18 protein-coding genes are annotated in these 21,920 nt (G+C 45.7%); 1 reads left to right on the top strand and 17 read right to left on the bottom strand.

The features are described 5' to 3' along the window. Positions 1–2 precede the first annotated feature (2 nt). From ACQEXR_RS04930 to ACQEXR_RS04850, 17 genes are all read right to left on the bottom strand, one after another. Positions 3–1,190, bottom strand: a complete 1,188-nt coding sequence (locus ACQEXR_RS04930; protein WP_331426537.1) for a glycosyltransferase family 2 protein — start codon at positions 1,188–1,190, stop codon at positions 3–5. After that, a complete protein-coding gene (locus tag ACQEXR_RS04925; protein ID WP_427019861.1) occupies positions 1,187–2,281 on the bottom strand; it encodes a glycosyltransferase in 1,095 nt (364 codons plus the stop codon). The genes ACQEXR_RS04930 and ACQEXR_RS04925 overlap by 4 nt, the downstream gene beginning before the upstream one ends. Positions 2,282–2,414: 133 nt before the next feature. Then, complete coding sequence (locus ACQEXR_RS04920) at positions 2,415–3,851, bottom strand: GumC family protein (protein WP_138970922.1); 1,437 nt, start codon at positions 3,849–3,851, stop codon at positions 2,415–2,417. Continuing rightward, positions 3,848–4,963 carry a glycosyltransferase gene (locus ACQEXR_RS04915; RefSeq protein ID WP_427019860.1) on the bottom strand — a complete coding sequence of 372 codons (1,116 nt, stop codon included), beginning with the start codon at positions 4,961–4,963 and terminating at the stop codon, positions 3,848–3,850. The genes ACQEXR_RS04920 and ACQEXR_RS04915 overlap by 4 nt, the downstream gene beginning before the upstream one ends. Beyond that, positions 4,956–5,687: an acyltransferase gene (locus ACQEXR_RS04910; RefSeq protein ID WP_427019859.1), complete on the bottom strand. Its 732-nt coding sequence runs from the start codon at positions 5,685–5,687 to the stop codon at positions 4,956–4,958. The genes ACQEXR_RS04915 and ACQEXR_RS04910 overlap by 8 nt, the downstream gene beginning before the upstream one ends. 73 nt (positions 5,688–5,760) lie before the next feature. After that, on the bottom strand, positions 5,761–7,125 hold the full coding sequence (locus ACQEXR_RS04905; RefSeq protein WP_427019876.1) for an O-antigen ligase family protein: 1,365 nt from the start codon (positions 7,123–7,125) through the stop codon (positions 5,761–5,763). Positions 7,126–7,157: 32 nt separating this feature from the next. Further along, positions 7,158–8,585, bottom strand: coding sequence for a lipopolysaccharide biosynthesis protein (locus ACQEXR_RS04900; protein ID WP_427019858.1), 1,428 nt, complete (start codon positions 8,583–8,585; stop codon positions 7,158–7,160). A gap of 23 nt (positions 8,586–8,608) precedes the next feature. Next, on the bottom strand, positions 8,609–9,793 hold the full coding sequence (locus ACQEXR_RS04895; RefSeq protein WP_427019857.1) for a glycosyltransferase family 4 protein: 1,185 nt from the start codon (positions 9,791–9,793) through the stop codon (positions 8,609–8,611). Next, positions 9,786–10,991: a glycosyltransferase gene (locus ACQEXR_RS04890; protein ID WP_427019856.1), complete on the bottom strand. Its 1,206-nt coding sequence runs from the start codon at positions 10,989–10,991 to the stop codon at positions 9,786–9,788. The genes ACQEXR_RS04895 and ACQEXR_RS04890 overlap by 8 nt, the downstream gene beginning before the upstream one ends. Before the next feature lie 130 nt (positions 10,992–11,121). Next, positions 11,122–12,174, bottom strand: a complete 1,053-nt coding sequence (locus ACQEXR_RS04885; RefSeq protein WP_427019855.1) for a glycosyltransferase family 4 protein — start codon at positions 12,172–12,174, stop codon at positions 11,122–11,124. Further along, positions 12,155–13,609 (bottom strand): sigma-54-dependent transcriptional regulator, encoded by a 1,455-nt coding sequence (locus ACQEXR_RS04880; protein WP_427019854.1) that lies wholly within the window; start codon positions 13,607–13,609, stop codon positions 12,155–12,157. Before ACQEXR_RS04880 ends, ACQEXR_RS04885 begins: the two co-directional genes overlap by 20 nt. A gap of 24 nt (positions 13,610–13,633) precedes the next feature. After that, positions 13,634–15,946, bottom strand: coding sequence for a response regulator (locus ACQEXR_RS04875; protein ID WP_427019853.1), 2,313 nt, complete (start codon positions 15,944–15,946; stop codon positions 13,634–13,636). A gap of 11 nt (positions 15,947–15,957) precedes the next feature. Next, positions 15,958–16,758 (bottom strand): phosphate/phosphite/phosphonate ABC transporter substrate-binding protein, encoded by an 801-nt coding sequence (locus ACQEXR_RS04870; RefSeq protein WP_427019852.1) that lies wholly within the window; start codon positions 16,756–16,758, stop codon positions 15,958–15,960. An 8-nt stretch (positions 16,759–16,766) separates the two neighbouring features. Further along, on the bottom strand, positions 16,767–17,462 hold the full coding sequence (locus tag ACQEXR_RS04865; RefSeq protein ID WP_427019851.1) for a chromosome partitioning protein ParA: 696 nt from the start codon (positions 17,460–17,462) through the stop codon (positions 16,767–16,769). Next, the gene (locus tag ACQEXR_RS04860) at positions 17,462–19,555 is read right to left on the bottom strand and encodes an SLBB domain-containing protein (protein WP_427019850.1); all 2,094 of its coding nucleotides are present in this window, start codon (positions 19,553–19,555) and stop codon (positions 17,462–17,464) included. Before ACQEXR_RS04860 ends, ACQEXR_RS04865 begins: the two co-directional genes overlap by 1 nt. Then, a complete protein-coding gene (locus tag ACQEXR_RS04855) occupies positions 19,542–20,381 on the bottom strand; it encodes an OmpA family protein (RefSeq protein ID WP_427019849.1) in 840 nt (279 codons plus the stop codon). The genes ACQEXR_RS04860 and ACQEXR_RS04855 overlap by 14 nt, the downstream gene beginning before the upstream one ends. A gap of 34 nt (positions 20,382–20,415) precedes the next feature. Beyond that, the gene (locus ACQEXR_RS04850) at positions 20,416–20,736 is read right to left on the bottom strand and encodes an STAS domain-containing protein (protein ID WP_138970935.1); all 321 of its coding nucleotides are present in this window, start codon (positions 20,734–20,736) and stop codon (positions 20,416–20,418) included. A gap of 310 nt (positions 20,737–21,046) precedes the next feature. Here ACQEXR_RS04850 and ACQEXR_RS04845 point away from each other — a divergent pair, with 310 nt between their 5' ends. Next, on the top strand, positions 21,047–21,901 hold the full coding sequence (locus ACQEXR_RS04845) for a DNA ligase (protein ID WP_427019848.1): 855 nt from the start codon (positions 21,047–21,049) through the stop codon (positions 21,899–21,901). Positions 21,902–21,920 lie beyond the last annotated feature (19 nt).

Raw genomic sequence — 21,920 nt, 5'->3', positions numbered from 1 at the left:
CCTTATTGGTCTACACGAGACCATTTTCCTGATTCAAGACCGAGTAGGTAACGTAAGCCACCAATGAGGTTTGCACAGTGTCCTGCGACAATATAGAGCACCAACTTGCAGACTCTGTGGCTGAATATGTAGGGCAAGAAGTAACTGAGCAACGCCAGAGAATAGAGGGCGATTTGCCCCGTTAACGCTGCCATAAATAGAGGGTTGTCCATCAATACTATTGACGAAATTAGGCAAAGAATCAGCAGGTAAGGGGTGAGCAGGCGTAAGCCTTTTCCCGATGCAAAGGCAAAAGCGACACCACGGTAGCGAGGCATAAACATATCGGCCAATAGTATCGCTTGTTGCATGTTACCCGCGGAGATTCTTAATCGGCGGTGGTAGTCATTTTGTTGGTTGGTTGCTTCCATTTCCAACGCCACCATTCTGGGCTCATATTTGGCTAAGTAACCTTGGCGAACAATCTCCATAGGAATGATGAAGTCGTCGTTGATCGTGTCCGTACCCATGCTTTTAAACAGATGGGTACGGAATAGATAAAACGCGCCGTGCGCACCGAGCGTAGACCCTAGGGAGGCCTCATGCATTTTGACTTTACTTTGGTACTGCCAGTAGCGATTCTCGCCTTCATTGTGATGGTTAAATAGTTGGTAGTGACCGTTAACAACACCAACTTGGCAATCATGAAAATGACGATTAGCTAACCACAACGCATCAATAGAGATTAGGGCGGATACGTCGCTAAGCGCAGTAATATCAGTAGATATCGTCGACATCTGTTGATTGATGACGGACACTTTACCGCGATTTTCGTTAAACACACGAATTTCAAAGTGCGTATCAGCGCAGATAGCTTCTTGAATAGTCTGCTCTGCAATTAAGGCGGTGTTGTCTGTGCAACCATCGCAAGCAATAATCACGTTGTAACGACTTTTAGGATAATCGAGTGACGACAGATTGCGAATCTTATCTGCAATCCACTGTTCTTCGTTATAGGCTGGCACGAGAATAGTGATCGACGCACAATCTTGGTCACTCGTCACTGGTCTATAGCCTCGGGAAGCGTGTTTAATCGCCTTGAGCGGATGATGTTTTGAATACCATGAGAGTAATACTGGATATCCGACATGGTGATAGATAATCAAACTACTCGAGATGAAAAACAGAGTGCTCAATAGAAGTTCCATCATGCGTTTTTCTCCACAGCTAGTTGGTCATAGGCTTTGACCATTTGGCGTATATCATTGTTATTAAGAACAAACTCCCTTGGCGAGTACGTACGATGTCTGTCCACTAAGTTATTTAATAGAGCCTCTGCCAGTGCATTTGGGTTATTACTTTCGACCGCTGAACCTGTTATAGGACAAAGGGTTTCGCTGCAAGCACCCACATCGGAGGCAACGGTAACAATGCCGCATGCTTGTGCTTCAAGCGTGGAAAGAGGGTAGCCTTCACTCCTAGATGGAAGACAGAACAGATCTAAAGATTGGTAAAAGCGACACATGTCGTCGACGAGGCCGAGTAAAATTACACGTTGGCTAATCCCGAGCCTTTGTGCTTGTTGTTCAAGTGCCTCTTTTTGCGAACCTGCTCCGGCAATCACCAGATACAGGTTATTGGGCAGCAACACCATGGCATCAAGCAGTATGTCGTGACCCTTAACATGTTCGAGGCGTCCAGCACTGCCAATGATGGTCGAAGAAAGGGGAAGGCCTAGTGCCTGACGGGCGAGGTGCTTTGATCCTGGTTTAAAACGCTGACAATCAATGCCGTTATTGATCACAGATACGTCGTGATAGTTAAGTCGTTCAAGTAATTGATCTCTCACCAATTTCGCATCGGCGACGATAGAGGGTTTGGCGATAGCGAGAGCCAATTTTTGTAATGAACAGTGCTTTGGGTTGGACAAGTGCCAAGCATCGTGTTCGGTGTGGATTCGGGCTTTGACGTTAGCAAGACGTGCTGCAATCGCTCCGTAAATGATTGGCCCAATATGGTGAGTGTGTACAGTGGTCGGTTTTAAGGTGCGAAATAGCTTATATAGACGATGTAATGTCGTAAAACTGAACCCTGCCGGTTTATCAAGAAACACGAGGTGATCTTCGACTTCTCCTAACCGAGGCCAGTGAGAAATCGCCTCTTCCTTTGAACCTTCTAGGCTAACAATCAATACATGGTGCTCAGGGTTGGAAAACGTCATCATGTTGAGTGCCAGTGATTCGAGCCCTCCAGGGGCAAGATGTTGAACGACATGAATGACGTTTTGGGTATGGTTATTCATGCTATCTCCTGACATGGTTTAATTACCTTACTAGTAGTTAGCATAGGATGTGCCAACTATTTAATTGTTATTTATCATATGGTTAGTTTGTTTTATTGGGTGATTTTCATAGTGAAAATCAAATTACATTTCACTATGAGTGGTAAGGTTTGATTTTGGGAAGTTGAGTCAGCAAAGGTGCTTTAGTAATTGACTCTATCTCTGATTTACGGCGCACCGACGAATCGAAAAGTTCGATTAATGTCGCGACACCGGATCCGAGTGCTATTCCTGCGACAAAACCTGCAATGACAAAAATGATGATCGGTAAGTTAGCGGGGCGACTGGGTGTAAAAGGAAGGTCGATGATTTTAACCCTTTTGTTTTGCTCAAAAACACCGAGTGACCCTGTCAATTGAGCCATTTCGTAGCGTTGAAGCAGTTCATCATAAAGCTGACGTTTGATTTCCGCGTTGCGAACTAAACGGTGCATAGTTTTTGCGTTGTCACCAAACTTATTCGCTTCTTGTTCTAGTTGAACAATCATGTTGTTGAGGCTTTTTGTTTCTTCTTTGAGAGACTCATAACGTCCTCTCACCAGTTGTAGACTGTGGAGTTGGGTGACGAGTAGAGGCTGAATCTCACCCAGTTCTCTCAATTGGCTACTGCTGGCAATATCCCATAGTTGATCACTACTGATGTTTGGCTGCTCCATTTTCAGTAAGATTGTTCTTTCATTCTCAAGACGGCGCAGCTCGCGCTCTTTACCTTGCACCGCGCTGTGGCTTTCCGTGTATTTGGCTTTTAACAACGTCAGTTCACTGCGGATTTCAATGATTTGATCTTCGATTTTACCTACCACAGGATTGGTTTTTGATAGCTGTTGATCGAGCGAACCTAAACTGCGTTCGACACCAGCAAGCTCTGCACTTTTTTCTGCATAGCTTTGCTTTAGTGCCGCTAAGCGAGCGAGCGATTGCGTCTGCATTTCAGGTGTTACGGAGGCAAAACGGTTTCTAAAGTCTGCGAGTTCATTCTCAGCTTGATCTAATTCCACACGACGCTTTTCAATGTGTATTGCTAGGAATTCAGACGAGTCCTTAATTGATGAACGCTCAGGCGCAAGTAACTGTTCGATGAAATGCTCACTGATTGATTCAAGCATCTCTTTCATACCAGACGGTGAAGGCGCTGTGAGAGATATTTGTAAGAAATCCTTACCTGGTTGGCTGACCGTTAGACTATTCGATAGTTTGTTGATGACATGATCTTTTTGGGCATCTGACATCGAATCGTTGATCAATCCATGCTCGTTGGCCACCGCAGTTAGAACATGGCGACTTTTCAACAGAGTACTCAATGCATTCAGACGTTCTTTAAGCATGGTAGAGACAGCAATGTCCTCTAAGAAAGGGTTCATTTTTGCGGTTTCTTGTATCAGCATAGAGGTATGTGAAACGTAATTGGTCGGAGCCATTTTGCCAACGAAATAACCGATAAATGGCAATATCAACATAGGAACGACGATGACATATCTTTGTCGCCACGCGCCATTGAGAATAACGATGAGACGAAGTTTCAGGTCGTTCATAGAGCCTCCAACATAGCGTTAAGTTTGTTGGTGCGAGCGTCCCAACTTTCGTTGCTGATATTCACAACACCGAGACGTGGCTGCTGAATCGCAACACGTTTAAGTGCGAGTGAAAACTGTTCCGAGTTTGTGATTACGTCAACATGCTGTTGATATGGTACCAGGGCAGGGAACGGAGTGCTGATCACACGGCTACCTGCTGCTAGATACTCGAGAAGTTTCAACGGACTACAGGATCTGATCTGTTGATTAGCGACAAAAGGCAACAGGCTCACGTCCCAGTGCTGGCTATAGCTGGGCAGGAGGTGATGTGGGCGAGGCCCGAGGTAATGAACATTATCAAGCTTAGGTAGCGGGTTGTAGTCGAGCTCGAGAGGACCGATAAACACAAACTGCCAGTCGGGATTGTCTCGAAAAACTCGTTCTAACAGTTGATAGTCGAGCCAGTTAGATATACTGCCATAGAAGCCTGCGATTCGTTGTCGTCTTGGCGGTAGATCCTTTGCGCGAACGGCCGGTGTGCTGAACAGCGTGGTATCGACGCCATGCGGTAGATAGTGAGTCTTAGTTTGAGGAAACTTAATCAGCAGTTTCGCGCTGGCGGCGAGTATTAAATCGGCTTGTTCAACCAACTTCAGCTCATGCTGTGCGACAACACGGTGATCTACGCCTGCCAAGGAGGAAAAATCATCGCCGCAGTAGTAAACCACCGCAGATTCGCCCAGAGAGCCACAAAGATCGGCGGTGGTTGGCAATGAGCTCCACAGGATGGGGTTGTCGAGTTTAAGTGTCTTGATGACGGGAAGCAGTTGAATGCAGATCATCATTTTTGCAATGCGACGAGCCAAATAAGAACGCGGTGCCGGAATGGTGCGTAAATTAACCACCGTTATGTTGTCAGGTAAGGTGTGACCAACAGTGAAACCCCCTTTACTTTTACCCAACAGTTTGGCGATGGCTCGCTTTAAATCATGTCGAGTCAACCTAGGCTGGCGCAATCCTATTGAATTGACCCAGAGAACCTTCCTTTGTTTGGCTAAACGTACGATTAAATGTTGGGTGCTCGAAGGCAGGCCACCAAAATCTTCACCAAACACAATTAAATCACGCATGGTCAACCTCCTGACTGTTCAGGTAGCGAACAATTTTGGCTGGGTTTCCTACGGCAACCACCATGGGGGGGAGACTTTTGGTCACTACACTACCGGTGCCAACCACAGTGCCGTGCCCAATAGTGACATTTGGGCATACCGTAACATTGGTGCCTAGCCAAACATCGTGCTCAAGTACGATATCGCCAATATCTCTGCACTCATCACCATGGCCTTGAGCCCGCAATTCTGGGTCAAGTGAATGGCCAGAATAACCAAACAGAAATGCTCGACCAGCGATACGGACGTTATCCCCAATGACGACGCGTGTAGCTACGGCGATGGTGCTTTGCCAACCGATGTCGACATTGCTGCCGATAAGCAATTGCGGATTGTTGGATTGTGGTCTCGCGCTGAAGGTAGTTTGACCTGAAATACGGCAATCATCGCCGATGGTGATCGATAGCGGGCCAGAGATGAAAGGGACACCACCAAACAAGTAGAGACTCTTACCATGCTGCTTGAGACGGCCTTTGAACGCAGGAGTGTGAATTATCACGCGTACAAGGCTGAGATAGAAACCAGTTAGAGTTTGATACAAGAAGTAACACAGTCTGTTCCACCACTGTGGGGTTGGAATATCGAAAGCTCGAACTGTTTTCAATATGAGAAACAATTTGCGATAAGACGGATTCTCGTGGTGTTGAAGCCACACCTTAAAGTGATTAATGCGTTGTGCCAACATAATCTATCCCTACATTATTTGAATTATGCAGGGATCATTACACTAAGCGTGCCATAATTAATTGTTAATAAAATCATTGGTTTAAAAATTCATTCTCTGATTGGGAAGGTGTTTTCTCAAATTGAGAATGCTTTTGGCTAATTCGTGATAGCGCAATACACAAAGCGGCTAGGATATAAATTGGCCACGTAAAGCCTTGGGTGAGAAAGGTTCCAGAAACAATGGTACCAATAATACCGGCATACACTGATAAAGCGGTCGCTTTTAGATAGGGTGAAACGGGTTCGGTGCTGGAGTCTAAGATCGTCATGGTCGCTCGGCTCGTTTTAATCAGCGATACGATCATGATGATAAAAACCAGCAATCCTAAAAACCCCGTTTCTGCTAAAACACCAAACCAAGTACTATGAACCGCATGGTTGAGCCCATCCCAGTGTGGACTGTAGAAAAAATAATTGGCGTAAAAGTTATTCAGACCAACACCCGTTAGTGGATGATCTAATGCCATCTTAAATGCTGCCTCCCATGCATATAAACGTCCCATTGCGGAGGCATCGATACCCTGTTCTGCGGCACCACCTGATTGGCGATCGGATATACCAGCGACTGTGAACAGTATCATCATCGCGATGATACCAATAATGATTAGCAGAGTTTTCGAGCGAACTAATCGTAAACCAAAGATACCAAACACCGCGAGGGAACCGAGCAACCCACCACGACTTTGAGTTGCAATAACTGCCGCCATAGCAAGGACCAAACCTATGCTGCCCAGAATACGAGAAAAGCCTAATTGTTTGGTGGTCGCGAAGCTAATCGCGAATGCGAGCGGAAACATCAGTACCAGAGAGAGATCATTAGGGTCGCCTAACATTGAGCCGAGTTCGCGGCCGATGGTCACCCTTGTCCCTTCGACCAGACCGACCCCATTGATCGAATTTGATAACGCCACGACAGCGATTAACGACCCGGCTAAAATGATCAGCGTAGCGATTCTTTTAACGGATTCTTCACTGTTAACCAACCATGCTATCGCCAAAGTCATGATGATGATTTTCCAGTAAATATTTTTGAAATAGGTAATAGCAAGTCCAGGATTTGATGACAAAACGGCACCGATGATGACAAGCAGCCAAAAAATGGCCAGCCAAGTAAAGCTCGGGTGCCAAAAGGTGGTCAGTTGTCTGCTAATCAAACTGTGCCAAATCAAAGCCGCTAAAGCGCCCACAGAGAGTAATAATGGAATCTTCAATGAATAGAGAGCTGGTATCGCTTCGTGAATTCGGAAAAATGAGAACAACACGAACAGGCTGACTAGCCAAAATGTCTGATTGAGCACAAACAGAACGCCAAGTGGAGCAAAGCAAAGCACAATCACAATGGCAGGGTGAGGGACAAACATCCATATTGCTGCAAGAGTGAAGCACAGCAGTGACATCCACATGATCGCTTTGATGTGCTTGTATCGGCTCATTGGGTTTTACCTAAGTATGTTTGCATTGCGATAAACACGGTTTTAATTGAGATAATTGTGACTAATTGGCAGCGAATCGCGTAAGCAATCAGAGCAAGCGGCTGAAGAACTAACATCAGTACTGATACTTCTAAATGTTGGTGGTAGCGGCTGGTAACAATGAAGCTAATGGTTAAAAGCACCAAACCCGTCAATGCTGATAACTGATAGTTAAGATAGAAGAGTTTTTGGCTACGATACAAGGTCAGCACGAAGCGAGTCACTTGACCAATCACCAGCGATAGCAAGATTCCATACAGCCCATGCTCAAGCGTCACAATGCATGTGCCGAGTGCCACCAACGTCGCAAAAATATTAATGTAGAGTAACTGTGGAGTCTGTTTACGATACAAAACGCCAAAATTACACAATTCGACTAACTCCTTAAACAGCATCATGATAATGGTTAGGCTGACGTAGCCGATGGCTGGCTGATAGTTAGCAGGGAGAGCCAACTCGATGAAAATCTGACTAAGCCAAGAGACGCTGATGGCGATAAGACAAAGAAGTAAAACGCCACGCTGGGTGACTTTAGCTGTGTAGTCAGAACCATGTATTTGCATAGATTCGAAACGTTTTGGCATCCACCACATGTGAAAAGGTTGAATTAATATTCCGACACCTAAAGCGAATTTGGCGGCAATAGCATACATGCCTAACGTTTCAAGATCAGTCGCACCTGCGATTAACCATCTTTCGGCACCGCTTAAACCAAACGCGACAACCGCTGACAACATTAACGGCATCGAGTAATAGAGGTATTGTCGTAAATGAGTGGTTTTAGGTAAGCGAAATGGGAATCGTAGGTAAAAGTGAAGAAAAAGAAACTGGGCAAAAGTACAGAGTACATTGAGTGCAAAAATGGTTGTTACGTCAGGGGAATGGGTTAGCACGGCCACCAGTAACGCAACCTGAATCACGACTGTTGTTGTACACACTTTAAAAAATTGATCCGCCTGATTATGCAGACGTAACCAAGCGAGACATATCGCCAGTGGCGCTTCGTAGCAGAGCACCAACAGAATGAGACCAAGCTGATTGGCGTCGAATAAATCGAGTTTAAAAGGAGAAACCATGTAGAAAAACAGGACGACGATGCTTAGAAAAACAGAAAGGGATAGAGACGCACTATATAACTTGGCTGCCTTTATTCTGCGTAATCTAGCGTGGCGGATTGGCCCAATAAATCGGTAGAGATTTTCATGCATTGCCAATCCAACAACCAAGCTGAAAAATACAGTAGTAATCCCCAACAGTTCAAGATGGCCTAGCTCGTTTGGTGACAAGTAGTGAGCCATTAACGGCAAGGTAAACAGTGAGACACCTTTCATCAGAAACAAGCTCACAGCATACAAACTAATGTTCTTTATATGACCGTTGGACATAGCAACCTCCTGATTTGCACTGTTTAGCTATTCTGAATGACACGCGCCATGGTCAGTGCCAAATCGCCATTGATATACTGAGCAAATTTCTTATAGCGAATCTCTGCACGATAGTGCTTGGCTAATAAACGAGCGTTTTGACGACAACGATGAAAAACCTCTTGATCACTGACGGCGTAGAGCAAAGCATTCGCCAGTGAATCGACATCGCCTGGTTGGTACTTGATGCAGTCGTGGTTATGAACCAGCTGTTGGTCCCAATAAGCGCCATCTTGAGGAATAAGCACACACATGCCAGCGGCAAGCGCTTCAAGGATGGAAAGTCCAAAAGGTTCGTTTTGACTGGTTGAGATAAATATATTGGATTGACTGCGTATCTCATCTAGGTTTTGTGGATCTTCAAACCACTGAGTGTTGCTTAGATTTATTGGCGCGTTCGATACGGGTAAACAGGTATCGACTGGACGGATAAAACAGATGTTTAACGCAATCGGTCTATAATGGGTGGTGAGTTTGATGGCGTCGACTAAGAGGTCGAGACCTTTCCATTTCAATAGCGATGCGGCCCAAAAGCAAACTGGCAACTGAGTTTGGCAAGGTGTCGGCCATCTAGATTGAGGTAAGCCATTGGCAAATGGTTGGTAATGTTGAGCACATAGATAAGACTCCGCTAGCGCTGATGCATCCGCAATGTTCGTTTTGTGGCGCAAGTAACTCTGTAACGCGGCTTTTAAGCTTTCTCTCGCTGAGGGTAAGTAAAATACCGCATTGGCTTGAGTCAAACAGTACCCAATAGAGCGCGAAAGCCCAACACTACCATGAACGAACTGGATGATTTCGTAAACAACAACACGCCTAAGCAGATAAATCGCCATATCAATACCCGGGCCAGATGCGCCAACCACTTTTGTTATTCCGCGATAACGTAATAGCGTCATAAACAACAGCAGCAGCAAATAGAGTTGGTTGAACCAATATAAAGGCCCTTGATGAATTTTCATCAGTGCCGACACAGCGCGAATAGGGGTAATAATGACATCATGTTTGGCGTAAAACTCGCTGTTGAGCCAAAATTCCGGTTGGATGGTCAAGACAACAAATTGATTCCCGTTTACTCGACATATATTGAGTGCATCGCTGGTTGCGATTTTAGAACCGCCTTTAAACGGGATTGGGTCAAACACCAAGGTAAAATTAGACTTAACCATGTTGGCCTCCTAAAGATACGCGATTCGATAAGTAGGTCTTTAGTGGTGAAAGAGAGGTGAATAGGCCGCGTGCTTGATTATTTTTTTGCGCAAGAATGGTGTTGTAAACTTGTTCAATCTGCGGACACGTTACCGATAAATCATGGCTTTTGATGATATGGCGGTAGGCGTTGGCAGCTATGCGATGGCACAACTTAGGATTGTTAATCAAAATCCGCATTGCACTCGCGATTGGGCCAATCCCATGGTTAGGATATAGCACTCCGGTTTTACCGTGGCTGATAAACTCAGGAATACCGCCTTCAAATGGTGCGACAATGGGCAGTTTAGCCAATCCAGCTTCTGCAACCACTAACCCAAAGGCTTCACTGCGTGCACCACTGATAAAAGCGTCACAACCTTTAAGCCAGCCAACAACGTTTCTTTGCTCACCAACAAAGTGTACCTGCATCGCAAGATGTAGATATTCAGCTTGCTCTTGAAGCTTATTTTTAAGAGGACCATCGCCGATAACCACTAGACGTGTATCGGGGTATTCAAGGGTTACATGACGAAGTGCGGTGAGAATTCGATCGATCCCTTTGCGGTGAATTAACGAGCCGACAGTGGCAAAAATAAAATCGTGTTGCGGAATACCGAGTTCACGTCGAACATCAACTTCGGATTGGGCTAACAAAGCGTGCGTGTCAATACCGTTGTGCACAACGTTAACGCGTTCAACGGGATAGCCATCATTGATCAAAGCTTGTGAAACATACTTGCTGACCGAAATAATATGAGGCGATAGATGAAGACCTAGGGTAAGACGCTCTCTGATCTGGTAAGGGCAGTGCAGTTGAGTGACCAAAGGGATATTCTTGATCCTTGCTGCAACCACCATCCATTGACAAGGTGCGCCACTATTGACATGAATAAGGTCGATCTTTTCTCGATCAATGAGCTCGCAACCGTGCTCTACCAACGCCATCCAGCTCATCAGATTGAAACGTGGGGCTTTCCATCCCAGTAACAACCGAAATTGACTCAGTTCTGTGGTGACGTTGAGTTGGTCGAGTTGCTCTGCCAATGTACGATTGTTAGTCCACACCAAGGGCTGGAAGTGAGTCGGATTTAGAAACTTAATCAAATCGAGCAAGCATTGCTCACTGCCACGAATCCAGTCATCACCATAGTGTACAAACAGAATTTTTTTCGCCATAGCCAATCCCTTTTGCTGCCGTAAGAATAAAGGTCGATAGCAGATGTAACGCAAACGGGATGCCACAAATTGATGGTTTATAAGCTATTGTTTTATAGTTATTTTTAGAAATGAGAAAGGTAAGGGTCGCTCATTTCTCAATTTGAGAATCAGTTTGAAACTGTTTTGGAAAGTAGAGCTCTAGCATTTGAGGGATGATAGCCGAAGGTGAAAAGTGCTGTTCAACGGTCGCGACGGCATTGCGCTGTAGTGCGTTTCTGCGCTGCGAGTCGAGTGAGACAAAATCTTGCAATTGTTGGTTGAGTTCTTCCATAGAGTTAACCAGAAAACCATTGTGTTGGTGACGAATCAACTTATCGAGGTTGCCGACACTGAGTGCAAGGACGGGTATACCACGCGCCATAGCTTCAAGAGCCGCCATTGGAAGGCCTTCGAAGCGAGAGCAAATGACCAACAAGCCAACATTTGGCCATATACTAGACATGTCACTCTGGTGACCGTGAAAGCGAACATTGATTGGGGCACAGGTGGTGAGTGCCGTTTCCATCGGCCCTGAACCATAAACATCAAAGTTTAACTCGTTATTAAGCCGTGCGATTTCAACAAATCGATCAGGCGCTTTCTCTTCACTTAATCGCCCGACAAAAGCAATCTGTTGTCCAGTACTGATGGCTAGCTGGTGGTTATCGATAAAGTTGTTGAAGCAAACAGACCGGCTTGGCAACTTAGCCATGATTGCATGACTGACGGCGAGAGAGTGGGTAGAGAGAAAGCTGCTATATCTGTCGATCAAGTCATAAAGCCATACTTTTCCTTTGGGTGTCTCGCCGGCATGATAAGTAGTGATCTGTGCAACACCAGTTAAGAGATGCAGCAGTTTACATATGATGCTGGCTTTATAGCCATGGGCGTGTACGACGGCGGGGCGCTGAGCTTGAATCTGGTCGCGTAATTGAAACACAAAGTGCTGTTTATCGCGATCAAGATAATCAACGCTGATGTTCGCTTGCTCTAACTGTTGTTTCAATTGGTTGTGATGAGGGTAACGGCGCAGAAGCCAAACTTGAACGTGAATGTTAAAGAGCTTGAGCCCTTTCGCGAGCTCAAGCACATGCGTTTCTATACCACCGAAGGTTTGACTATCAATCACCAACCAAACTTGATCAGACGAGTTGCTGCTCATCCTCAGACTCCCAAGCTTGTTTTTTTCGGTACACAGTTGAAGGACTAAGTTCGAGCAGCACCGCCGCATTGAGCACATTGCCGTCACAGTAATCGATCGCTTGTTGGATAGCTTCTCTTTCTATCTGCCACATAGGACGTATATTGTGATCCGACTTTGCCACTTGTGGTGTGGCATCCGTCAACTGAGAGATGGAGTCAGTATCATGTCGCAGTCTGACTGGCTCAGAGACCGCAGCAGTCGGTGAGTTTGGCTGCTGCCTTTTGTTTTTGATCAGTTGCTCCGGAAGATGTTCGTATCTCAAATGACTGTCGTCGTTCAACACGACAATATTGCGAATAATATTTTGCAGCTGGCGAACATTGCCGGGCCAGTTGTAACGCTTCAGCGCAGATTCCGCTTCTCGATGGATTGAAGAGAACTTCTTACCATCTTCTTTGGCGTACACTTTGAGAAAATGGGTCGCTAAGGTAATGATGTCGTTACCACGATCTCGCAAAGGTGGCATTTCAACGGGAACCACGTGAACGCGATAATAGAGGTCTTCCCTAAATCTGCCTTGCTTGACTTCTTGCAAAGGATCGCGGTTTGTTGCGCAGATAATGCGAACATCAACCTTCATCTCTTTGGTTGCACCGAGCGGAGTGAATGTTCCGGTTTGCAGAAAGCGGAGAAGCTTTTTCTGCATTTCCAGTTCCATCTCACAGAGCTCATCGAGAAATAAGGTTCCCCCATGGGCTTGAGATGCCGCCCCTTTACGATCCGCTGTTGCACCTGTAAAAGCACCTTTTACGTGGCCGAATATCTCACTTTCCATCAGATCTTTGGGGATAGCACCACAGTTGATGGCGACAAAGGGTTTATCGCGGCGCTTGCTCTCTTGATGAATGGCTTCCGCACATACCTCTTTACCTGTACCACTCTCACCGATAATAAAAACACTCGCAGAAGTCGGTGCGACAGAGTCGATGATCTTATAGATCCCTTGCATGGGAAGGCTTGAACCGATGAAACCATGAAAACGATTACGGTCGAATTTAGCTTCAATATCTTCGACGAGTGTCTCCAGTTTTACCTGCTGTAAATGCAGGGCAATTGAAGTCTTTAAACGGTCGGCATTAATTGGTTTTTCTAAGAAGTCTTTTGCGCCTTTTTGCAGCAAACTAACCGCCACATCAACGGATCCATGTGCGGTAGCAATCACCACAGACGTAGGGATCTGCTGCTCGTTGATCCAGTCTAAGATATTTTCGCCATCCATGTCGGGTAGCTTTAAATCAAGTATCACTAGATGAGGGACATTACGCTCTATGAAAGCGATCGCTTCTTTACCCGTTTCAACATGGAAAAGGTCGTAATTTTCATCCTTAACGTACTGCTTATACAGAATAGCCAGTGATGTGGAATCTTCTATTAATAATACTTTTGGTTTCATAGGCGATTTCCTATCGATAAACAGTTAAGGTTGCATCGGTTGTGAAAAGCCTTGCTGCTTACGAATTTCTAGTGCGGCTAGTGATTGTTCAGCAAGGTGTTGCAACTCAGATTTAAGTTTGAAGGCTTGGTGTCCTTGTCCATCTATACATAGATGTTCAATTTTACGCGCAAAATTAGACAGTGTACGGTTGCCTAAAGCCAGTGAAGAACTTCCTAAGGTGTGTGTTTCAAACTCAACCGTTTGTGAGTCTTCTCGATCAATGGCTTGGTATATTTTTTCCAGCCGTTGATGTGACTCTTCAAGATAGTGGTCAATCAATAACGGGATGACATCTGCACTTGTATCTTCAATCATTTGTTGAAGGATTTGTTCATCGACAAGTTCCAAATTAACCTCTTCTAATCTTGCTGGTTCAACGGTTTTAATGTTAGCTCGATGTGAGTCTGATTGCTTATTTTCTGTGTTTGAAGTGTGAGCAGAACCTGATTCCGTATTGTGTTCTTCATTTAAGAATAGATTAATTTTTTCAATTAGTTGTGATGCTCTTAGAGGTTTTGATAAGTAATCATCCATACCCGAGGCAAGAAACTTCTCTCTGTCTCCCGCTAGCGAGTGCGCCGTAAGGGCAATAATAGGAAGTTGCGAGGTAATGTCATCATCGAGTTCGCGGATTGCTTTGCATGCCTGCATACCGTCCATCTCTGGCATAGAGATGTCCATAAAGATGATGTCGTACTGATATTGCTTGACCATCGCTACCGCTTGCACACCGTTTTCAGCAATATCGATAGTGAGGCCGATACGCTTAAACATCTCTCTGATGACCAATTGGTTCGCTCTGTTGTCTTCCGCAACCAAAATACGAGCATTGGTGTATTGCAAAGTAGGGCGACTTTCAGTGGTATCCGGTGACGAGATGAGCTGATCAGCAACAGGTAAACAGATATCAAAGGTGAAGGTACTGCCAATTTGAGGCTGGCTGTCTACACGTACTTCTCCATCCATTAAATTGCAAAGGCGTCGGCAAATTGCCAGACCGAGTCCGGAGCCTTCTTTGCTACGAGAGTATGATTGGTCAACCATAGTGAACTCATCAAACAGATAATCGATCGCATTTTGGTTGATACCAATCCCTGTATCTTGTATCTGACAGATGAGTTTTACCTTGTCTTCAGAGGCCTTCTCAGCGCCGACTTTAACGGTGACGCTTCCTTCATGGGTAAACTTAATCGCATTACCAATTAGATTCAGTAAAATCTGTTTGACTCGGTTAATATCACCACGAACCTTACTGGGTACGTGGCCTTCAATATAGCAGTGTAAGACTAAATTTTGTGCTTTCGCTGTAGGAGTGAATGAATCGACAACACTCTCTACACACTGGCGAAAATCAAAGGGCTGATCCTCAAGGATCAGGGTATTTGACTCCATTCGTGTGAAATCGAGAATATCGTTAATGACGGACAGTAAAAAGTGGCCTGATTCAATCGCTGTCGAGACAAGTTTTCTCTGCTCCTTACTCAGTTTGGTCTCTTCGAGTATGTTGAGAATACCCAGTACACCATTCATTGGGGTTCTAATCTCATGCGACATAGAGGCAAGGAAACGACTTTTCGAGTCATTGGCAAGCTCCGCGCCTTCGCGGGCGGCGTGAAGCAACTTATATTCTTGTTCCAGCTTGGCGGACATGTCATCAAATGCACGAGATACGTCACCGATTTCGTCTTTCGATTGTGAATTAAGTTGAAAGCCAGGGCCCGATTGCTCAATGGTGTTGACCGCCGAAGCAATGCGAGTCAATCCTCGTGTTAAATAGGTACCTAAGGCGAAAGAGAAAAGGGCAACTAACACCACTTCCATGGTTGCAATGCCGACAATGGATCGTTGTGCATCATTCAACATCATCATGATAGGTTCGACTTGAAAGCCGATATCGACATAACCGTAGACTTTGCCGTTGACCTCAATCGGGCTACGCAAGTCGAAGATTCCATCATCAACACTTTCAAGGCTGGTATCGTTTTGCATCGCACGCTGTAAGATCTGTTTGTCACCAGCGCAGGCCATCTCTTTGCCATCACGCAACACTCTAACGTAGGCCACATCTTCCAACGTCATGAATTCATCGACGAGGCTTTCCAGAGTGGCGATGTCTGTGGACAGAACGGCATCTTTGGCCGCTTGAGTAAACATGGTTGCGCTAGAGTTGGCTCTCTGTATGAGCTGCTTCTCATTTGAGTTGGAAAGAAAGCTCATTGCACTGAGGACGAGAACGATCAGCACAATGATTTCTATGATGGCGATTCCAAGGATTGTTTTTGAACGTAAAGTCATGCGCTTCCCCACTAATCCAAAATCGTGATGTTTAGCTTACGAACGTCATTCCAGTCTTCATCTTGAGCAGCAACAAAACCTTTTAAGCTTAGTGTCTGTAGTTGAGCTTGTCCGACGCTACTTGAATCCAATGACATTAAGGCTTTTTGCAAGGCAGAGACCTGTTGCTGGCTTAAACGTGGGTGGGTGGCAATCGCATGTGGTGTATAAGACTCTGTTCTCCAGATGACTTTAAGTTGAGACTTGACGACTTCTGGCAGTGAGTTAAAGGTTCGCATTACACCGCCACCCGCGGGATAAAAGCCTTTAGCCACACCGAGATAGACTGAGTCGTGTGAGGAGACGTAGTTGACCTGATAACTGATTCCCGCTTTATTTAGATCGCTTTGAGTTAAAATGGTGGCTGCAAAAGCGGCAGGAGAAGGAAAAGCGAGCTTAGAGTTGTTGAGCTGTGTGAGGCTTTCAATAGGGTCTTTTTTTTTCGCGACAATAATACCTTGAATGAGTTTGTCTTTTGCTTTGGCTATCGCACGATATCCTGGAGTCTGACTAAAAACCGTGTAGTGATAAGGGTTCATATACGCGATGTCATACTTCCCTTCTGCCAAACGTTGCTCGAAGGTAGGAATGTCTGGAGCGGTACTAAATACCACATCAATTCCCGTTTGCTCACTGAGGTAGTTCATTATCGGCGTCCACTGTTCAGCCAATCGACTGGCAGATTGCTGTGGAACGATGCCGAAACTAAGGGTTTGAGCCAGACAGGTTACGGATAAGGTTAGGGCGGAAATAAACACGACTAGACGTTTCATGCTAACTCCTACGCTGACTGTGCCAGAAATTCGTTGGTCAAAATTTTGCTTGCTATACGCTCACGCCAACGACGTGGAATAAAGGTAAAGCGGTTTAACTCGCGGACTATTTCTTCGGCCAAAGTGGCTTGGTCTCTCATATTAAGAATAGAACCCAACAGAGAAATTGACGCGCAATTGAGCATTTCAGTCGCTTTGGCTAACTGACCCGACGACGTTTTTCCACCCATAACAACAAGGACGGTCTGATCACAAGCCCCCGCGACGACTTGGGCGGGTATATTGCCGCGATTTATGTGTAACAAAGGGGAAGTGTCGCAAATGACTCGATCAAATTGTTGCAGCCACTCGGATACCGCGTTAGTAAGGTAGGTCGGGTCTTTGTATGCCAGAAGCGCAGATTGACTGCTAGGGACAGGTAACCCCGTAAACAGTTGATGCGTATCGTTGTGTTCAACCAAAAATCCAACTTGCTCAGTAAACTGAGGCATCGAATCGATCGATTCAAATGCTGGATGAAAGGTATTTAAATCAACGACTAATGTTTTATAGCCAGCCAATAAGTAACGCTCCGCAAGTGCAGATACAATGGATGTGACGCCGTCACCTGATTGACAGGCGGTAAGACAGAGAGAGCGGCAACCATTCATCTCCGCTGCAAGATAGATTTGCTCAATCTCGGTATGGGTTGAAGGAATAATCATCACAACGCTCCTATTAACACTATGGTGGTGGTTAAGCGCAGAATATCTTCCAAGCCAACACGGGCTTTTTCCAAGATGCTTTCGCTACGGTCAGGAACATAGATGGTGTCACCGGCACGAAGGACAGGCAGTTGATATATGTTGGCCGTTTTACTGAAGTTGACCAAATCAAATGTTCGCGCCTGACCCTGACAGCAGGACATATTTACGATAGAAATCTTTTCAAGGTAAGCTCGGTCAGACGGGCCGCCTGCTTCTGCAAGTATGTCGAGCACGGTCATATTGTCATCGAAAACGTAACGTCCAGGTTTGTTTACCGCGCCAAGGACACGAACGGTGGACTCTTTCGAACGATCCAGCCAGATTTTATCTTTCTCGGGAATGTAGATGGTGTCGCCCATGGTCACGTTAGGCAATAGGCTTTCGTCGCCCGTTTCGAAGTAAAGAGAAAGGTTCAGCTTGCTCACTTTTGAGTAACTTTTGTCTCTATGGGTGATGCGGATGTTATGGATGTCAGCATCTTTGGTTGGGCCATCGGCGGCGGAAAGAATGTCTAGGAAATGCATATCTTTGGTGAAGCGATAGCGTCCAGGCGCGTTGACCTGACCGAAGACGTAAATCGACGCATCCGAACTTTGACGAACCCATTGTGACTTATTATCCGATGGGTCTTGAGGCAGGTCATGAATACGAATAATGGACCCTGCTGTAATGCTCGGCAATTCACTGCTTGGTGCTCCACTCAAAATATAGGCATCGAGGTTGAACACATGGAGTTTATTGTCGCTGGTGACAACCTCGATTTTGGAGGTATCAGCGCGTAATGTTGGGCCGCCTACGTGAGAGAGTAAATCCATTAGGTCCATTTCATCAGACCATTCGACACGACCGGGACGAACCACTTCTCCGATGATGCGTACTGCGCGACTCGGCGCTATCTTGAGCCAAGATTTTTCGTTCATGTCGGTTTTCTCGGGGACAAAGATTGCGTCACCAGCACTGATTTTCGGAGGGGTGCGTCCTGATAGTCCTTCAGTAAAAGCGGTTAGGTCGAATTTGACGACCGTACCATTGGCTTTAATGACGCGAATCTGACGGGATTCAGCGTAGCGTGTTGGCCCGCCAGCATTGGCGAGAATATCCATAAAAGAGGCATTTTTTTTACCTTCATAGGCACCAGGACTAGCGACTTCCCCCATGATATAGACAACATTAGCACCCGACTTAATTTCCTCTTCTTGCTTGGGTACAAAGATAGTCGTTCCCGGAGTTAGGGTAGGCAGCAGAGAAACATCACCACTATCTAAATAGGATTTAAGGTTGAATAGTTTAGGGGTGTTGTCCGAAATCACTCGGATTTGTTCTACCGAAGCATAGCGAGTGACGCCACCTGCTCGCATAATGATATCAACCAAATCCGTATTGGCTTTGTAGCCGAATGAGCCTGGAGCGTTGACTTCGCCAAACACTTTGATCGCAGTTCGTCCATCAGCGCTGTCGCCAGCGTTTGCGAGTTTGGTTGCGTCAAACTCTTGTTCGATATTGCCGACGAGCGGTGAGGCGGGAACGAAAATCGTGTCCAGTGAATCCAGTTTTGGAAGCAGTGACGAATTACCAGTATCAAGGAAGTTTTTATAATTAAAGGTGATTTTTTCGTTGCCGCGTTTTATGAATAGATCGTTCAACTGAGCGCCTGCACGTAATCCACCAGCTGCATGCAGTGCCATCTGAATATCCGCGCTCTTAGGTAAGGTGTATTCACCGGGTGACTTTACGTACCCTTGGACAGAAACGAGGATTTGTTGTTCGGCGATGTAAACCGTCGCAGAGGACAGGTCGCGATAGACTTTCTCCAACGCTTGTTTGACGGCCGACTCAAGTTGAGGCTCAGTATAACCTGCAACATAAAGGGCGCCCACTTCAGGCAAGGTGATTCGGCCACGTTTATCGACTTGAAATCCTTTGTTTAGTGAGGTTTCGCCTGGCAGATTAACTTGGATTAAGTCGCCGATATCCACACGCTCTTCACTCGCGTCGGCCAAAGTAGCAAGTGACAGTAACAAGGTGACTAACAGAAGATTAATGTGTTTCATAGTAGCCTCCTTGCATCGGTGACTCGGTGCGTTCCTGCTTGTCGACCACCTCAATGCTTACTCGGCGATTGGTGAGACGAACGCCCTCGGATTCTCCCTGATATAGAGGAAGGGCATCGCCGACGGAATGGGTTTTGACACGTTCTGGACTGAGGCCAAAAATGATCAGGTATCTCTTAACTTGTTGTGCTCTGCCCATCGCAAGTTTTTGATTGTAACCCACGTCACCCACCGAATCTGAATGACCCGTGACGGAGAGCGTTAAACTTGTATGCTCTTCCAGTAAGTTCGCTGCGCGAGCTAAATGCCCCATATATTTAGGGTTCACCTCTGTAGAGTTGAATGCAAACTGATTATCCACATTGAGTAGACTGTAGAGCTTGTCGATGATGGCCAAACGTTGCTGAAAGGCGTTCTCATCCATTGGTGGAACACATTTCGCTTGAGAGGTTACGTAGTCCAATTGCAGTTCTAACTCATTAAGACGTTTGCGTTGGATGACGATATCATTGGCTGCATCGAGAAGAAGGCCGCCTTCCAGTTCACGAGCAATGCGATTCTGTTTCTCTAGTGCCTGAACCACTGCGGCTGGAAAACACCAACGTGCACCTTCTCGAATGAGTGAATCAAGCTGAAGTTTGGCCAACTGCCAGTCGAAGCGTAAACCGTGTTCTGGACCAAGAGGCTCATCGGGCATGACAGGAGTGAAACTCGATTGAATATAATCTTCTGCAATACCGCCACGACCACTTTCAGGGTAGCTGGAACAGCCAATCACTGAACTGACAGTGACAGCTAGGGCTATGTGTTTGAGAGAAAAGTTCATGCCAACGTCCTTTGTTAGTGAGTTATTGTTATTTTTAGTGAGTTTGAGAATTGACCGGAATCGCCTGACTGATGCGCAGCAGGTTGATGATTTCCAGTGGCTGCCCTGAAGCGTTTTCGATGCGCATGTTGCGATGGCGTTCAATAAGGCGCTTGTAGAGATACACGATAGCGCCGACACCGGAGGAGTCGAGAAACTGGACGTGGCTGAAGTCGATCTCCACATCGCGGCCAGAGTCTTCAGCAATAATCTGATCGATGTGTGGTTGAGCGAAACGGCTGCCGTCAGCATCTAAGTTTCCGTTGATGATGAGTGTATCTATGGTTTCACTGGCTTGAATTTTACGTAGTTCCATGACGCATACTCCTATGTTGGTTGCATAGAGTGGAGCAGGTTACGTGCCAAAAAAATAACCATTAATAATCATGTGCTTAACGTTTTGCTTTGTGAATTTCTCAATATGAGAAATCGTTTTTCTCAATTTGAAAGTCATAAGAGTGAGGCTAAAACATCAGGTTTAACTAGTTTGTTTCCAGCGAAATGTAACTGTGATTACTAACAACTATCGTTTAGACAGCGATGACTCTGAATCCGTAATATTGAACCTAGAAACGCTCCAGATAGTGGCAATAATTGAGGCAACAATTGAGCTAGGAGCCGTCGCTATGCAGTTAAGATGTTCGTTGGTCGCAATCAGCGTGATCGCAATATTAAACTCGCCTGTATACGCAAAAGAGAAAGACAAGCGACCTGAGCCTGTGGTGTTGGCGAGCAACTATAGTGATGAAATCGATTTAGAGCAGTATTGGCAAAGTGAGAAACTTGATGGCATTCGTGCGGTTTGGGATGGTTCCACTCTCCGTACTCGACGTGGAAACCCAATAGCTGCACCAACGTGGTTTACAAAGTCTCTCCCCAATTTTCCTTTGGAAGGGGAGTTGTGGGCAGGTAGAGGAAACTTTCACATTGTTCAACAAACGGTGTTGGATCAATTACCCAAACAAGTGGCTTGGTCATTGATCCGCTACATGCTATTTGACATTCCTTATAGCGATCAGAGCTATCTGAAACGCTATGACGCCTTACAGAGTTTAGTCAATACGCTGGATACAGAACATATCCAATTGATTGAGCATACACCAATAGAAAGTCAGGCGACATTGTTTGACAATCTTGAGCGTGTAACGGCACTTAAAGGTGAAGGTTTAATGTTGAGGAATATTCATCATGCCTATCACGCAGGGCGAAGCCAAGATCTAATCAAGCTTAAGAAACAGCAGGATGGAGAGGCGGTCGTTGTTGGTTATAAGCCAGGCAAAGGCAAGTTTTCCAATATGATGGGAGCACTGTTAGTCGAATTGCCCAATGGACAACGGTTCTATATTGGAAACGGATTCAGTGACGAGCAGCGTCATTTCCCTCCACCATTGGGTAGTCGCATTACCTATCAGTTCAATGGCTACACTCAAAATGGCGTGCCTAAGTTTGCTCGATTTCTTAGAGCCGCAATAGATCAATAAAAAACAGGCCAGTCAATTG

It is taken from the genome of Vibrio sp. TRT 2004, from assembly GCF_050113735.1.
Taxonomy (GTDB): Bacteria; Pseudomonadota; Gammaproteobacteria; order Enterobacterales; family Vibrionaceae; genus Vibrio.
Note: the sequence above shows the minus strand (reverse complement) of the source record. Positions and strands in the feature narration are given on the sequence as shown.

Excerpts from the sequence above, each read along its gene's own strand:
- ACQEXR_RS04860 (WP_427019850.1), bottom strand. The coding sequence starts at position 19,555 with ATGAAACACATTAATCTTCTGTTAGTCACCTTGTTACTGTCACTTGCT.
- ACQEXR_RS04885 (WP_427019855.1), bottom strand. The coding sequence starts at position 12,174 with ATGAGCAGCAACTCGTCTGATCAAGTTTGGTTGGTGATTGATAGTCAA.
- ACQEXR_RS04865 (WP_427019851.1), bottom strand. The coding sequence starts at position 17,462 with ATGATTATTCCTTCAACCCATACCGAGATTGAGCAAATCTATCTTGCA.
- ACQEXR_RS04930 (WP_331426537.1), bottom strand. The coding sequence starts at position 1,190 with ATGATGGAACTTCTATTGAGCACTCTGTTTTTCATCTCGAGTAGTTTG.
- ACQEXR_RS04870 (WP_427019852.1), bottom strand. The coding sequence starts at position 16,758 with ATGAAACGTCTAGTCGTGTTTATTTCCGCCCTAACCTTATCCGTAACC.
- ACQEXR_RS04855 (WP_427019849.1), bottom strand. The coding sequence starts at position 20,381 with ATGAACTTTTCTCTCAAACACATAGCCCTAGCTGTCACTGTCAGTTCA.
- ACQEXR_RS04925 (WP_427019861.1), bottom strand. The coding sequence starts at position 2,281 with ATGAATAACCATACCCAAAACGTCATTCATGTCGTTCAACATCTTGCC.
- ACQEXR_RS04915 (WP_427019860.1), bottom strand. The coding sequence starts at position 4,963 with ATGCGTGATTTAATTGTGTTTGGTGAAGATTTTGGTGGCCTGCCTTCG.
- ACQEXR_RS04880 (WP_427019854.1), bottom strand. The coding sequence starts at position 13,609 with ATGAAACCAAAAGTATTATTAATAGAAGATTCCACATCACTGGCTATT.
- ACQEXR_RS04845 (WP_427019848.1), top strand. The coding sequence starts at position 21,047 with ATGCAGTTAAGATGTTCGTTGGTCGCAATCAGCGTGATCGCAATATTA.
- ACQEXR_RS04890 (WP_427019856.1), bottom strand. The coding sequence starts at position 10,991 with ATGGCGAAAAAAATTCTGTTTGTACACTATGGTGATGACTGGATTCGT.
- ACQEXR_RS04905 (WP_427019876.1), bottom strand. The coding sequence starts at position 7,125 with ATGTCACTGCTGTGCTTCACTCTTGCAGCAATATGGATGTTTGTCCCT.
- ACQEXR_RS04895 (WP_427019857.1), bottom strand. The coding sequence starts at position 9,793 with ATGGTTAAGTCTAATTTTACCTTGGTGTTTGACCCAATCCCGTTTAAA.
- ACQEXR_RS04875 (WP_427019853.1), bottom strand. The coding sequence starts at position 15,946 with ATGACTTTACGTTCAAAAACAATCCTTGGAATCGCCATCATAGAAATC.
- ACQEXR_RS04910 (WP_427019859.1), bottom strand. The coding sequence starts at position 5,687 with ATGTTGGCACAACGCATTAATCACTTTAAGGTGTGGCTTCAACACCAC.
- ACQEXR_RS04920 (WP_138970922.1), bottom strand. The coding sequence starts at position 3,851 with ATGAACGACCTGAAACTTCGTCTCATCGTTATTCTCAATGGCGCGTGG.
- ACQEXR_RS04850 (WP_138970935.1), bottom strand. The coding sequence starts at position 20,736 with ATGGAACTACGTAAAATTCAAGCCAGTGAAACCATAGATACACTCATC.
- ACQEXR_RS04900 (WP_427019858.1), bottom strand. The coding sequence starts at position 8,585 with ATGTCCAACGGTCATATAAAGAACATTAGTTTGTATGCTGTGAGCTTG.